Here is a 13,101-nt window from a genome sequence, read left to right on the forward strand (position 1 = left end):
GCCATGCCTTCTTTCGACACTCCCCGACCGATCGCGGTGAACGCCCACGTGGGCGCCGGCTCCATCCGGTTCACCGCGAGCGACCGGCCCGACACGGTCGTCGAAGTGCGCCCCGGCGACCCCGGGCGGGACAAGGACGTACGGGCCGCCGAACAGACCGAGGTCTCCTACGCGAGCGGCGTCCTGACGATCAGCACGAAGGAGCGCCGTTTCATCGGCCCCACCGGCGCGGTCGAGGTGACGGTGGAACTGCCCGCGGGGTCGCGCGTGGACACGGTCGGCTCCTGGACCCAGGTCCTCGGCGAGGGCCGGCTGGGCGAGGTCCGGGTGAAGACCCCGGGCGGTGACGTGCGCCTGGACACGACCGGACCGCTCGAGCTCAACGCCTCCCACGGCTCGGTCACCGTGGACCGGGTCGAGGGCTCGGCCGAGATCACCACCAGCTCCGGCAGCGTCCGCGTCGGCGTCATCGACGGTCCGGCCGTACTGAAGAACTCGCACGGCTCCACCACCGTGGGCGCCGCCCTCGGCGACCTGCGGGTGAAGAACGCCAACGGTGACATCAACGTCGCCCGCGCCGAGGCCTCGCTCACCGCCACCACCGCGCACGGCACCCTGCGGGTGGACGAGGTGGTCCGCGGCGAGATCCGGCTGGAGACCTCCTACGGCGCCATCGAGGTCGGCGTCCGCGAGGGCACGGCCGCCTGGCTCGACGTCCAGTCCAGCGGCGGGCTGGTGCGCAACACGCTCACCGCGTCGGGCGGCCCCGCCGGGACCGAGGAGACCGTCAAGGTCCACGCCCGCACCCGGTACGGCAACATCGACGTCCGCCGCGCCAAGGCCTGAGCACCGCGCCCGCCCCTGTCCGTCAGCCACCCCCACCCCTGTCATCCCCTCGAACGGGAGGGCTCCATGCCTTCGTCTGTCATGCCCACGACCATCCCGGGAGCCGGGCCGCAGGCGCCCGCCGCCGTCTCCGCCGCGAATCTGCGCAAGTCGTACGGCGACAAGACCGTCCTCGACGGCATCGACCTGCGCATCCCGGCCGGGTCCGTGTTCGCGCTGCTCGGCCCGAACGGCGCCGGCAAGACCACCACCGTGCAGATCCTCTCCACCCTCATCTCCGCCGACGGCGGGCAGGCCCAGGTGGCGGGCCACGACCTCATCACCGCCCCGCAGGCGGTCCGCGGCGCCATCGGCGTCACCGGGCAGTTCTCGGCGGTGGACGGTCTGATCACCGGCGAGGAGAACATGCTCCTCATGGCGGACCTGCATCTGCTCTCCCGGCGCGAGGGGAAGCGGGTCGCCGCCGAACTGCTGGAGCGCTTCGACCTCACCGAGGCCGCGCACAAGCCGGCCTCCACCTACTCCGGCGGCATGAAGCGCCGCCTCGACATCGCGATGACCCTGGTCGGCGACCCGCGGGTCATCTTCCTCGACGAGCCCACCACCGGCCTCGACCCCCGCTCCCGCCACACCATGTGGCAGATCATCCGCGAGCTCGTCACCGGCGGCGTCACCGTCTTCCTCACCACCCAGTACCTGGAGGAGGCCGACGAACTCGCCGACCGCATCGCCGTGCTCCACGACGGCAGGATCGCCGCCGAAGGCACCGCCGAGGAACTGAAGCGGCTCGTCCCCGGCGGACACGTCCGGCTCCGCTTCACCGACCCCAACGCCTACCGCCACGCCGCCACCGCCCTGCCCGGCGGCACCGGGGACGACGACTCCCTCACCCTCCAGATCCCCAGCGACGGCAGCCAGCGCGACCTGCGCTCCGTCCTCGACCGCCTGGACGGCGCGGGCATCGAGGCCGACGAACTCACCGTCCACACCCCCGACCTCGACGACGTCTTCTTCGCCCTGACCGGCGGCGCCGGCGTCCCCGCCCAGTCCGCCCAGTTCGATCAGTCCGCCCAGTCCGACGCGACCAAGGAGACGGTCCGATGAGCACCCTCGCCCTCGCCGTGCGCAACTCCTCGACCATGCTGCGCCGCAACCTCCTGCACGCCCGGCGCTACCCCTCCCTCACCCTCAACCTCCTCCTCACGCCGGTCATGCTGCTGCTCCTCTTCGTCTACGTCTTCGGCGACGCGATGAGCGCCGGGATCGGTGGCGGCGGCGCCGACCGGTCCGCCTACATCGCGTTCATCGTGCCGGGCCTGGTGCTGATGACCATCGGCAGCACCACGGTCGGCACCGCGGTCTCCGTCTCCAACGACATGAGCGAGGGCATCGTCGCCCGCTTCCGCACCATGCCCATCCACCGCGGCTCGGTGATCACCGGGCACGTCGTCGGCAGTGTGCTGCAGTCGGTGATCAGCGTGGTCCTCGTCGGTGCCGTCGCCGCGGCCATCGGCTTCCGCTCCACCGACGCCACCGTCCTGGAGTGGCTCGCGGCCTTCGCGCTGGTCGCGCTGTTCGCCACCGCGCTCACCTGGATCGCCGTCGGTATGGGCCTGATCAGCCCGAACGCCGAGGCCGCCAGCAACAACGCGCTGCCGCTGATCTTCCTCCCGCTCGTCTCCAGCACCTTCGTGCCCATCGACGCCATGCCGGGCTGGTTCCAGCCGATCGCCGAGTACCAGCCGTTCACCCCCGCCATCGAGACCCTGCGCGGCCTGCTCCTCGGCACCGAGATCGGCCACAACGGCTGGCTCGCCCTCGGCTGGTGCGTGGCCCTCTGCGCGCTCGGCTACCTCTGGTCCAAGTCGGTCTTCAACCGCGAGTCGAAGTAGGGCGGCCACCTCGGCCACCTCCGTAGTGATGTCATCAACGGCGCTACGGAGGGGGGCGGTCCGGCCATGGACGCAGTGCGGAGCCGTCGGCAGGCCACGCCCGGCGCGGTGCTCGAACAGGCCGTCTACCTGTCCGCCTCCGCGCTCGCCGGCATCGCTCGCTTCGCGGTCCTGCGCCTCGTCGTCTTCGCGCGGGGCGTCCCCTCGTCAGAGACGTGTCAAAGGCGCTCACGCCGCCGTATGGAAGCCGTCAACGGTGGTCGAATCCGGTCGGAACGGGGCTCTCATCTCCCTGTCAGCTTCTTTTCCGAACCTCACTAGGAGCCAGCGATGGCCGACGTGGCCTTCGTCGTCACCACGATCGCGGTGTTCGCGTTCGTGGCCCTTGTCGCCAAGGGGGTGACGAAGCTGTGACCGCGGAGAACATCGTCGGCCTGATCGTGGCCGTCGCCCTGCTCGGTTACCTCGTCCTCGCCCTGATCCACCCGGAGAGGTTCTGAGCACCGCATGAGCCCCGTCCTCGCCGGCGTGCTCCAGCTGCTCGCGCTCACGGCCGCGCTGGCGCTCGCCTACGTCCCCCTCGGCAACCACCTGGCCCGTGTCTACTCCTCGCCCAAGCACCTGCGGATCGAGAAATGGATCTACCAGGGCATCGGCGCGGACCCGGACACGGAGATGCGCTGGCCCGCGTACCTGCGCGGCGTCCTCGCCTTCTCGCTCGCCGGGGTCCTCTTCCTCTACCTGCTCCAGCGGCTCCAGGGCGTGCTGCCCGGCTCGCTCGGCTTCGCCTCCATCGACCCGGACCAGGCGTTCAACACCGCCGCGTCCTTCGTCGCCAACACCAACTGGCAGTCGTACTACGGCGAGCAGGCCATGGGCCACGTCGTGCAGACCGCCGGTCTTGCCGTGCAGAACTTCGTCTCGGCGGCCGTCGGTATCGCCGTCGCCGTCGCTCTCGTACGCGGCTTCGCCCGGTCCCGCACCGGTGAACTGGGCAACTTCTGGGCGGACCTGGTCCGCGGTGTCGTCCGCGTCCTGGTGCCCATCGCCGTGGTCGGCGCGGTGATCCTGGTGGCCTGCGGCGTCATCCAGAACTTCTCCGGCATCCACGAGGTCGGACAGTTCACGGGGGGTACACAGCAGTGGAACGGGGGCGCGGTCGCCTCCCAGGAGGTCATCAAGGAGCTGGGCACCAACGGCGGCGGCTACTTCAACGCCAACAGCGCCCACCCCTTCGAGAACCCCACCCCGTTCACCAACCTGTTCGAGATTTTCCTGATCCTGCTCATCCCGGTCGCCCTGACCCGCACCTTCGGCGTCATGACCGGCTCGGTGCGCCAGGGCTACGCGATCCTCGGGACGATGGCCGCCATCTGGGTCGGCTTCGTCGCCCTGATGATGTGGACCGAGTTCGCCCACCACGGCCCCGCGCTGCAGGCGGCCGGCGGGGCGATGGAGGGCAAGGAGCTGCGTTTCGGGATCGGCGGCTCGTCGCTCTTCGCGGTGACGACGACCCTCACCTCGACCGGCGCCGTGGACTCCTTCCACTCCTCCTACACCGGACTCGGCGGCGGCATCACCATGCTCGGCATGATGCTGGGCGAGATCGCGCCGGGCGGGGTCGGGTCCGGGCTCTACGGCATGCTGGTCATGGCGGTCATCGCGGTGTTCATCGCCGGACTCATGGTCGGTCGTACGCCCGAGTACCTGGGCAAGAAGATCGGCACCCGCGAGATCAAGTTCGCCGCCTGCTACATCCTCATCACCCCGGCCCTGGTCCTGGTGTTCACGGCCGCCGCTATGGCCCTGCCCACGCCGGGCGACTCGATGACCAACAGCGGGGCGCACGGCTTCTCCGAGATCCTGTACGCCTACACCTCCGCCTCGAACAACAACGGCTCCGCCTTCGCGGGCCTGAACGCCGACACCCAGTGGTTCAACACCACCCTCGGCCTCGCCATGCTGCTGGGCCGGTTCGTGCCGATGGTGTTCGTCCTGGCCCTCGCGGGCTCGCTGGCCGAACAGCAGCCGGTGCCGGCCACCAAGGGGACCCTGCGCACCGAGAAGCCCCTGTTCAGCGGGTTGCTGGTGGGCGCCGTCCTGATCATCACCGGGCTGACCTACTTCCCGGCCCTCGCCCTGGGCCCGCTCGCCGAGGGGCTGGCATGACCACTCACACGCGGAAACAAGAGGACGCCATGTCCACCGTCACCACCCCGGACCGGGCGCCGCACGACGACGTACCCACCGGGCACAAGCCCGAGCAGGGCCGCGTCGGCGCGGGCCTCTTCGATCCGAAGCAGCTGGTCAAGTCGCTGCCCGACGCGTTCCGCAAGCTCGACCCGCGGGTGATGGTGAAGTCGCCCGTCATGTTCGTCGTCCTCGTCGGCTCCGTCCTGACCACCGCCTTCTCCTGCACGGACCCCGGTGACTGGTTCGGCTGGACGATCAGCGCCTGGCTCTGGCTGACCGTGCTCTTCGCCAACCTGGCGGAGGCGGTCGCCGAGGGCCGCGGCAAGGCCCAGGCCGACACCCTGCGCAAGGCCAAGACCGACACCGTCGCCCGCCGGGTCGACGGCACCACGGTCCCCGGCACCGCACTCACGGTCGGCGACCTGGTCGTCTGCGAGGCCGGGGACGTCATCCCCGGCGACGGCGACGTCGTCGAGGGTGTCGCCTCGGTCGACGAGTCGGCCATCACCGGCGAGTCGGCGCCCGTCATCCGCGAGTCCGGCGGCGACCGGTCCGCGGTCACCGGCGGGACCAAGGTGCTCTCCGACCGCATCGTCGTCAGGATCACCACGAAGCCGGGCGAGACGTTCATCGACCGGATGATCAACCTGGTCGAGGGAGCGGCCCGGCAGAAGACGCCGAACGAGATCGCGCTGAACATCCTGCTGGCCTCGCTGACCGTCGTCTTCCTGCTGGCCTGCGCCACCCTCCCGCCGTTCGCCGACTACGCGGGCACCCACCTGGACATGATCGTGCTGGTGGCCCTGCTGGTCTGCCTCATCCCGACCACGATCGGCGCCCTGCTCTCCGCGATCGGCATCGCGGGCATGGACCGCCTGGTGCAGCGCAACGTACTGGCGATGTCGGGCCGCGCGGTCGAGGCCGCCGGTGACGTCTCCACGCTGCTCCTGGACAAGACCGGCACCATCACGCTGGGCAACCGGCAGGCGGCCGAGTTCGTGCCGGTACGCGGTGTGCCGGAGGCCGGACTCGCCGACGCCGCCCAGCTCTCCTCGCTCGCCGACGAGACACCCGAGGGCCGCTCGATCGTCGTCCTCGCCAAGGAGGAGTACGGCCTGCGCGAGCGCCACCAAGGCGAACTCGCCGGCGCCGAATGGATCGAGTTCACCGCCCAGACCCGTATGTCCGGCGTGGACACCGACGGCCGCAAGGTCCGCAAGGGCGCGGCGGGCTCCGTCGTCGCCTGGGTCCGGGAGCGCGGCGGCACGGTCGCCGAGGACGCGGACCCGGCGGTCGAGCGCATCTCCGCGGCGGGCGGCACACCGCTGCTCGTCGCCGTCGAGGACGAGCGCGGCGCCCGCGTCCTCGGTGTCGTCCACCTCAAGGACGTCGTCAAGCAGGGCATGCGCGAGCGGTTCGACGAGCTGCGCCGCATGGGCATCAGGACGGTCATGATCACGGGCGACAACCCGCTGACCGCCAAGGCGATCGCGGACGAGGCCGGCGTCGACGACTACCTCGCCGAGGCCACGCCCGAGGACAAGATGGCCCTCATCAAGCGCGAGCAGGCCGGCGGCAAGCTGGTCGCGATGACCGGCGACGGCACCAACGACGCCCCCGCGCTGGCCCAGGCGGACGTCGGCGTGGCGATGAACACCGGCACGTCGGCCGCCAAGGAGGCCGGCAACATGGTCGACCTCGACTCCAACCCCACCAAGCTGATCGAGATCGTCGGGATCGGCAAGCAGCTCCTGATCACGCGCGGGGCGCTCACGACGTTCTCCATCGCCAACGACGTCGCCAAGTACTTCGCGATCATTCCGGCGCTCTTCGCGGCCGTGTACCCGGGCCTGGACAAGCTCAACATCATGGGTCTGTCCTCCCCGGACTCCGCGATCCTGTCCGCGGTGGTCTTCAACGCGCTGATCATCGTCGTGCTGGTGCCGCTCGCGCTGAAGGGCGTGCGCTACCGGCCCATGAGCGCCGACCGGATGCTGCGCCGCAACCTCGGCCTCTACGGACTGGGCGGGCTGGTCGCCCCGTTCATCGGCATCAAGCTCATCGACCTGATCGTCTCGCTCATTCCCGGGATCGGCTGACCGACATGAACACTTCCCTGACCAACGCCGCCCGGCTGTTCACGGCGGGCCTGCGCGCCCTGCTCGTCCTGACCGTGGTCACCGGCATCGTCTACCCGCTCGTCGTCACCGGCGTCGCCCAGGGGCTGTTCCCCGGGAAGGCGAACGGCTCCGAGATCAAGGCGGACGGGAAGGTCGTCGGCTCCTCCCTCATCGGCCAGTCCTACGACCTGCCGCTGAAGGAGGGCCAGGAGACCCCGGAGCCGGACCTGAAATGGTTCCAGGGCCGCCCGGCCAACGGCCTCGGCACCAACACCGTGAACACCCGGTACGAGCTGATCCTGTCCGGCGCCACCAACCGCTCCGCCGACAACCCGGAACTCCTCCAATGGGTGAAGGACGCCAAGGCCGCCGTCGTCAAGGACAACTCCGTGCCCGGACACCCCGTGCGGCCCCAGGACGTGCCCGCGGACGCCGTCACCTCCTCCGGCTCCGGCCTGGACCCGGACATCTCCCCGAGGTACGCCGGCCTCCAGGTGCACCGGGTCGCCGCGAAGAACGGCCTGCCCGCCGAGCGCGTCCAGGAGCTCGTCGACGAGCACACCACCCCCCGCACCCTCGGCTTCATCGGCGAACCGCGGGTGAACGTCCTCGAACTCAACATCGCGCTCGGGGAACTGGTGGCACCGGCGGCCGGGCACTGAGCCGCGGTTACCATCAGGGCCATGGCCCTGACCGTGAGCGACGTGGAACGGTTCGAGGCCTCCAGGCACCGTCTGGAGGCCATCGCCTACCGCCTGCTCGGCTCGGCGAGCGAGGCGGAGGACGCCGTGCAGGAGACGTTCCTGCGCTGGCAGGCGGCCGACGTCGCACGCGTCGAGGTCCCCGAGGCCTGGCTGACCAAGGTCCTCACCAACCTGTGCCTCAACCAGCTCACCTCGGCCCGCGCCCGCCGGGAGACCTACGTGGGCCAGTGGCTGCCCGAGCCGCTGCTCGCCGGGGACCCGATGCTCGGCCCCGCGGAGACGGCCGAGCAGCGCGAGTCGGTCTCGCTGGCGGTCCTCGCCCTGCTGGAGCGGCTCTCACCGGGGGAGCGGGCGGTGTACGTCCTGCGCGAGGCGTTCGGATACCCGCACCGGGAGATCGCCGCGATCCTCGACATCACGGAGGACGCCAGCCAGCAGACCCTGCACCGGGCCAGGAAGCACGTCGCGCGGGGCAGGGCCCGTACCGAGGTCGACGAGGCCGCCGCCCGGCGGATCGTGGAGGAGTTCCTCGCGGCGGCCACCAGCGGCCGGACCGAACCCCTCGTGCAGCTGCTCACCCAGGACGCCGTGTCGATCGGCGACGGCGGCGGAAAGGTCCCGGCCCGCGCCAAGGCGTTCGAGGGCGCCCGCGCCGTGGCGACCTTCCTGCGGGGCCTGTTCAAGCCCGGCAAGGCCAAGCGCGTGCTGACCGGCGGCCCCGCCGAGATCCACGCGACCACCGCCAACGGCGACCCCGCCGTGGTGGCCGTCGTGCACGGCCGGGTCATCGGGATCATGTGCCTGGAGGTCACCCCCGAGGGGCTCGCGGGCTTCCGCAACCAGGTCAACCCCGACAAGCTCGAACGCGCGACCCGCCGGTGGGCGGCCACCGACCACGGGGAACCCCTGGTCCGCGCCTTCTGACCGGACTGTGGCGCGCGTCACTCCCCACCCCTGTCAGGAATCGGCGGGCTGCCCGGTTCAAGGGGCGAGTTCCGCCGGAGAGAGCGCCGGCGGCCGGAGACAAGGGAGCACGTCATGCAGCACACCCCGCGGCACCGCATCGTCGTCCTGGGCGCCGGATACGCCGGAGCCGTCGCCGCCGGCCGTCTTGCCAGGCGGCTGCGGAGCGAGGACGCGGCCATCACCCTCGTCAACGCCGAACCCCACTTCGTCGAACGGGTCAGGATGCACCAGCTCGCCGTCGGCCAGGACCTCAGGGCCCGGCCGCTGGACGAGATGTTCGCGAACACCGGGGTCGAGGTGCGGATCGCGAAGGTCACCGGCGTGGACGCCGAGCGCAGGACCGTCGCCGTCACCGACGAGGACGGCGCCGGTGAACTGGTCTACGACACCCTCGTCTACGCCCTCGGCAGCGCCTGGAACCCGCGGGACGTCCCCGGTGCCGCGGAACACGCCCACGAGATCGCCGGCCGCCCGGGAGCGCTCCGGCTGCGCGAACGCCTGGCGGGGCTGGAGCCCGGCCGCACCGTGGTCGTCGTCGGCGGCGGGCTCACCGGCCTGGAGGCGGCGTCCGAGATCGCCGAGGCCCGCCCGGACCTCGACGTGTCGCTCACGGCCCGCGGCGGACTCGGCGACTGGCTCTCCCCCAAGGGCCGCCGCCACCTGCGGAAGGTCTTCACCACCCTCGGCATCACGGCGCACGAGAACGCCGCCGTCACGGCCGTGGCCGCGGACCGCGTCGTCACCGCCGACGGCACGGCCGTCCCGGCCGACGTCACGGTGTGGACCACCGGATTCGCCGTCCACCCCCTGGCGAGGGCCACCACGCTGGACGTCACCGACACCGGCCGGATCGTCGTCGACGGGACCATGCGCTCGGTGTCCCACCCGGACGTGTACGCGGTCGGCGACGCGGCGCTCGCGGCGGGCCCCGGCGACAAGCCGCTGCGGATGTCGTGCGCCTCGGGCGTGCCCACCGCCTGGCAGGCCGCCGACGCCATCGCCGCCCGGCTGACCGGCGGGAAGCTGCCGAACGTGACGCCGCGCTACTTCAACCAGTGCATCTCGCTCGGCCGCGGCCAGGGCCTGATCCAGTACGTCACCGCCGACGACCGCGCCGTGCGCGCGGCCCTGACCGGACGGCTCGCCGCCCGCTACAAGGAACTCGTCTGCAAGTCCGCGGCCTGGGGCGTCGCCAACCCGACCCTCGGCGTGCCGACCCGCCGCCGTCCGGTGGCGCCCCGCACCCCGGAGCCGGTCCCGACGCGCTGAACGAGGGGCGCGCTCACCGCACCGGGAAGCCGAAGGTGCGGCCCTGCTCCTTCAGCCAGGGCAGGACCTGCCGCAGCGCTTCGACGGTCTGGCTGCGGTCGCCCCCGGCGTCGTGGAAGAGGATGGTCGGGCCGTTGGACAGCTCCCGCTTGACGGTGGCGACGATGGCGTCCGAGCCCGGCCGCTCGAAGTCCTTGGTGTCCACGTTCCAGCCCAGCGGGCGCATGCCGTGGGAGGCGGCGAGCTTGCGGCTGTAGGGGGTGAACGCCCCGCCGGGGGCCCGGTAGTACATCGGCCGCACGCCCCCGGACGCCTCGATGATCATGCGCTCGGCGTCGAGGATCTCCTTGGACTGGTAGGCCTCGGACTTCTTGTCCATGGTGGTGTCGTGCGACACCGTGTGGTCGCACAGCCGGTGCCCGGCCGCGACGACGTCCTTCACGAGGTCCGGGTGGGCCTCGGCCTGAAGACCCGTCATGCAGAAGGTGGCCTTGACGCCGTACTCCTCCAGCAGGTCGAGCACCTGAGGCGTCCACGCGGGGTCGGGGCCGTCGTCGATGGTGATGTTCACGCCGCTCGGCCCCGCGTCCGAGGCGTGCGCGATGCTGATGTCGACGGTCTTGGCGGCGCCGCCCGGCGTGGCCGACGCGGACGCCCGCGGCGTCGGGCCGCCGCCGCCGACGGAGTCGGCCTGCGCGGTCCACACCGAGGCGCCGACGGCGAGCACCGTTACACCCAGCGCCGCCCCGACCACCTTGCCGTACCAGCCCCGCCCACCACCGTGCCGCGCCATGTCCGCCGCCCCGCCTTCGCGTAGTTGCCCGCCGCCCCCGCTCGCGTCGGGGACCACATGACAGGACGGGAGAAACCCGCCGCGGGATCCCTCCGTTACCGATCACGGACAATCCCGGGGGAGTTCGCGGACAACTCGGCCATCTGCGGCTCAGGCGAGGGCGTACTGCCAGAGATAGCCCGCGGCTCCCGCGCAAGCCGTGCCCGACCCGGCGATCCAGTACAGGGAGAAGGTGCTGACGGGGACCTTGTCCCAGGGCTTCTCCTCCTGTTCCCGGATGTCGGCCGCGACCTTCTTTGCGATCGGCGCCAGCATGACGACGAACGCGAGCAGGACACTGCTGTAGATGTAGAGGGTGTGCGGGACGGAGTAGCCCTTCACCGTGGCGTTGGGCAGCAGGAACAGCCAGCCGGCCAGCGGGGCGGCGAACATGCGCAGCCGGGCCTTGGACGTCGGCATGCACCAGTACATCGCGGCCGCGTAGACGACGGTGGCGCCGAAGGCGATGAGCCACCAGTCGTCCGTGCTCAGTCGGACAGGCATGATCGGGACCCCCTTTCGGACGGAAGCCTAGGCAACCCGGCCGCCCCGGCGTGAGCCTGCCTTCCGGCACGGGAGACGGGTCGAATCCTGCCGTGTTCCGGCAACTTCAGGCGCCGTCCCGTCAGGCCCGGGCGGACGTGGCGCCCGTGGCGGCCCCCGCCGCGCCCAGGGCGTGCAGGATGCGGGCCAGGTCGGCCGGGGCCGCCGCGAGGCGGACCGGCTCGCCCGCGTCGTCGAACTCGGCGACGTGCCAGCCGCGCGGCACACCGTCGCCGTCGCCGCCACGCGGACGCCGTACGCCCTTGACGGCGAGCCGGTGCGCGGGAACGGGCCTCGCCGCGAACCGTCCCGGCCCGGGGTGGGGGACGACGGCGGGCGGGCCGTCGCCGAGCACGACATGGGTGCCGAAGCGGTTCGGGTTGTAGTCGGTGCTCTCCAGGAAGCGGGCGGCGAGGAACACGTCCGCTCCGGCGGCCTCCCGGGGCACCGTCCCGGTCGTCTCGGTCGCCCCCGTCGTCGTGGCCGTCGTGGCCGTCGCGGCGACCTGTGGCGTGCGGATGCGGGTCGCGCGCCACGCCGGGACGAGGAGGCCCAGCGTGACCAGGGACCCCGCGGCCGCCCAGGAGAGGGGCCCGGGGGAAGCCGGCGGGCCCATGGGGTGGACGTAGCAGAACGGCAGCAGCCACAGCGCGGTGACGACCAGAACACCCGCGAACGGCAGCGCCGACGGCAGCACCTCGTCGTCGGGAAGCCGGCGCCCGCGCCGGTGCATCAGCACCCGGGCACCCGGATACCCGGCCGCGAGGACGAGCGCGGCGGCGAGGACGGCCACCGATCCGGCGCTGGTGAAGTGCTCGCGCCACACGTGGTGTTCCGCCGCCACCACCCTCACCTGCCCGCGCCACAGGGTGAGTTCGACGCGGTCACCGGCCCGGAATCCCAGGGCGCCCTCCCGCGAGACCGTGAGCCGGTCCACCGGCCGGCCGTCGGCGAAGTAGAGCCGGCTGGGCTGCTTCGCCCGGCCCACCTCGGTGCGCGCGATCACGGCCGGCAGGGTGGTCAGGCACGCGCCGCGCTCGGCGGACGGCGTCCCGGCGGCGCACGGGACCGCCGAGTCCCACGCCTCCTTCGTAGCCCCCGTGACCGGCACGAACCACGCGGCGAGCCCGGCCCCCGCGAGCAGCAGCAGGCACAGGAACAGCGGTCCGGCGGCGCCCCGCCCCGCGGTGCGCCGGGAGATGACGGCGAGATGGTCCGACTCGGGGTTCCCGTGCCGGCGGTGCAGGGCCCGCAGCGCGTCCAGTGTCGCGTCGAAGTCCGGCCGGTCGTCCCGGGACCCGGACACCGGCAGGGGCAGCCGCCGCGTCCGCCCGTCGCGCAGCAGTACGCCGACGCGGAAGTACTCCTCCCCGTGCCGCCCGTACTGGATGTGCACGCGCAGGTCGGCGATGTCGTCCCACGGCACGCTCCGGTGACGGCGCAGCAGCGAGCCGTACCGCACGCCGTACGCGTCGGCGCCCACCTCGAGGGTGACTCCGTGGAGGAAGGCGACGCCCACCAGAGCGGCGAGCAGCCCGCCGCCCACCCACCAGTCCACGAACCCGCCCGAGTACACCAGGCGCCCCGCGGCCAGCACGGCCCCGGCCGCGCCCACCCCGACGCACCCCCACAGCGGCCGCCTGCGCGGCGGCCGGACGCTGACTTCCTGGCCGACGGTCATGCGCGCATGGTGCCACCGGCCGCGCCGCCCCCGCCTGTACGGCATCCGGCAGTGT

General features: G+C 72.1%; 12 protein-coding genes and 1 pseudogene. 10 read left to right on the forward strand and 3 right to left on the reverse strand.

What is annotated here, in order from left to right; all coding sequences use genetic code 11:
* Positions 1-3 precede the first annotated feature (3 nt).
* The 10 genes and pseudogenes from ACFV9J_RS10440 to ACFV9J_RS10485 all read left to right on the forward strand — a co-directional run bounded on the left by ACFV9J_RS10440 (position 4) and on the right by ACFV9J_RS10485 (position 9,990).
* On the forward strand, positions 4-846 hold the full coding sequence (locus ACFV9J_RS10440; protein WP_385352505.1) for a DUF4097 domain-containing protein: 843 nt from the start codon (positions 4-6) through the stop codon (positions 844-846).
* Positions 847-912: 66 nt separating this feature from the next.
* Positions 913-1,950 (forward strand): ATP-binding cassette domain-containing protein, encoded by a 1,038-nt coding sequence (locus tag ACFV9J_RS10445; protein WP_385352507.1) that lies wholly within the window; start codon positions 913-915, stop codon positions 1,948-1,950.
* Entirely contained in the window at positions 1,947-2,738 is a 792-nt protein-coding gene (locus ACFV9J_RS10450) for an ABC transporter permease (protein WP_385352509.1), read from the forward strand. The genes ACFV9J_RS10445 and ACFV9J_RS10450 overlap by 4 nt, the downstream gene beginning before the upstream one ends.
* 93 nt (positions 2,739-2,831) lie before the next feature.
* Positions 2,832-3,059, forward strand: a pseudogene (locus tag ACFV9J_RS10455) (hypothetical protein); the annotation flags it as partial.
* A gap of 89 nt (positions 3,060-3,148) precedes the next feature.
* Positions 3,149-3,238: a K(+)-transporting ATPase subunit F gene (gene kdpF / locus ACFV9J_RS10460; RefSeq protein WP_037922167.1), complete on the forward strand. Its 90-nt coding sequence runs from the start codon at positions 3,149-3,151 to the stop codon at positions 3,236-3,238.
* Between the two features lie 7 nt (positions 3,239-3,245).
* Positions 3,246-4,907, forward strand: coding sequence for a potassium-transporting ATPase subunit KdpA (kdpA, locus tag ACFV9J_RS10465; protein ID WP_385352512.1), 1,662 nt, complete (start codon positions 3,246-3,248; stop codon positions 4,905-4,907).
* Positions 4,904-7,030, forward strand: coding sequence for a potassium-transporting ATPase subunit KdpB (gene kdpB / locus ACFV9J_RS10470; protein ID WP_385352514.1), 2,127 nt, complete (start codon positions 4,904-4,906; stop codon positions 7,028-7,030). The genes kdpA and kdpB overlap by 4 nt, the downstream gene beginning before the upstream one ends.
* A gap of 5 nt (positions 7,031-7,035) precedes the next feature.
* A complete protein-coding gene (locus tag ACFV9J_RS10475; protein WP_385352516.1) occupies positions 7,036-7,713 on the forward strand; it encodes a potassium-transporting ATPase subunit C in 678 nt (225 codons plus the stop codon).
* Positions 7,714-7,734: 21 nt separating this feature from the next.
* A complete protein-coding gene (gene sigJ, locus ACFV9J_RS10480) occupies positions 7,735-8,679 on the forward strand; it encodes an RNA polymerase sigma factor SigJ (RefSeq protein WP_385352518.1) in 945 nt (314 codons plus the stop codon).
* Between the two features lie 114 nt (positions 8,680-8,793).
* The gene (locus ACFV9J_RS10485; protein WP_385352520.1) at positions 8,794-9,990 is read left to right on the forward strand and encodes an NAD(P)/FAD-dependent oxidoreductase; all 1,197 of its coding nucleotides are present in this window, start codon (positions 8,794-8,796) and stop codon (positions 9,988-9,990) included.
* Between the two features lie 13 nt (positions 9,991-10,003).
* Here ACFV9J_RS10485 and ACFV9J_RS10490 read toward each other — a convergent pair whose 3' ends face one another.
* From ACFV9J_RS10490 to ACFV9J_RS10500, 3 genes are all read right to left on the reverse strand, one after another.
* Complete coding sequence (locus ACFV9J_RS10490; protein WP_385352522.1) at positions 10,004-10,783, reverse strand: polysaccharide deacetylase family protein; 780 nt, start codon at positions 10,781-10,783, stop codon at positions 10,004-10,006.
* Positions 10,784-10,933: 150 nt separating this feature from the next.
* Complete coding sequence (locus ACFV9J_RS10495) at positions 10,934-11,326, reverse strand: hypothetical protein (protein ID WP_385352524.1); 393 nt, start codon at positions 11,324-11,326, stop codon at positions 10,934-10,936.
* A gap of 121 nt (positions 11,327-11,447) precedes the next feature.
* Positions 11,448-13,046 (reverse strand): PH domain-containing protein, encoded by a 1,599-nt coding sequence (locus ACFV9J_RS10500; RefSeq protein ID WP_385352526.1) that lies wholly within the window; start codon positions 13,044-13,046, stop codon positions 11,448-11,450.
* Positions 13,047-13,101: the final 55 nt, after the last annotated feature.

Origin of the sequence: Streptomyces sp. NPDC059906 (genome assembly GCF_042730645.1) — a bacterium.
GTDB lineage: Bacteria > Actinomycetota > Actinomycetes > Streptomycetales > Streptomycetaceae > Streptomyces > Streptomyces rubrogriseus.

What these genes read in the sequence shown, in the direction of transcription:
- ACFV9J_RS10500 (WP_385352526.1), bottom strand. Translation starts at nt 13,046, where the DNA reads ATGACCGTCGGCCAGGAAGTCAGCGTCCGGCCGCCGCGCAGGCGGCCG.
- sigJ (WP_385352518.1), top strand. Translation starts at nt 7,735, where the DNA reads ATGGCCCTGACCGTGAGCGACGTGGAACGGTTCGAGGCCTCCAGGCAC.
- ACFV9J_RS10490 (WP_385352522.1), bottom strand. Translation starts at nt 10,783, where the DNA reads ATGGCGCGGCACGGTGGTGGGCGGGGCTGGTACGGCAAGGTGGTCGGG.
- ACFV9J_RS10450 (WP_385352509.1), top strand. Translation starts at nt 1,947, where the DNA reads ATGAGCACCCTCGCCCTCGCCGTGCGCAACTCCTCGACCATGCTGCGC.
- ACFV9J_RS10485 (WP_385352520.1), top strand. Translation starts at nt 8,794, where the DNA reads ATGCAGCACACCCCGCGGCACCGCATCGTCGTCCTGGGCGCCGGATAC.
- ACFV9J_RS10445 (WP_385352507.1), top strand. Translation starts at nt 913, where the DNA reads ATGCCTTCGTCTGTCATGCCCACGACCATCCCGGGAGCCGGGCCGCAG.
- kdpA (WP_385352512.1), top strand. Translation starts at nt 3,246, where the DNA reads ATGAGCCCCGTCCTCGCCGGCGTGCTCCAGCTGCTCGCGCTCACGGCC.
- ACFV9J_RS10475 (WP_385352516.1), top strand. Translation starts at nt 7,036, where the DNA reads ATGAACACTTCCCTGACCAACGCCGCCCGGCTGTTCACGGCGGGCCTG.
- ACFV9J_RS10495 (WP_385352524.1), bottom strand. Translation starts at nt 11,326, where the DNA reads ATGCCTGTCCGACTGAGCACGGACGACTGGTGGCTCATCGCCTTCGGC.
- kdpB (WP_385352514.1), top strand. Translation starts at nt 4,904, where the DNA reads ATGACCACTCACACGCGGAAACAAGAGGACGCCATGTCCACCGTCACC.
- ACFV9J_RS10440 (WP_385352505.1), top strand. Translation starts at nt 4, where the DNA reads ATGCCTTCTTTCGACACTCCCCGACCGATCGCGGTGAACGCCCACGTG.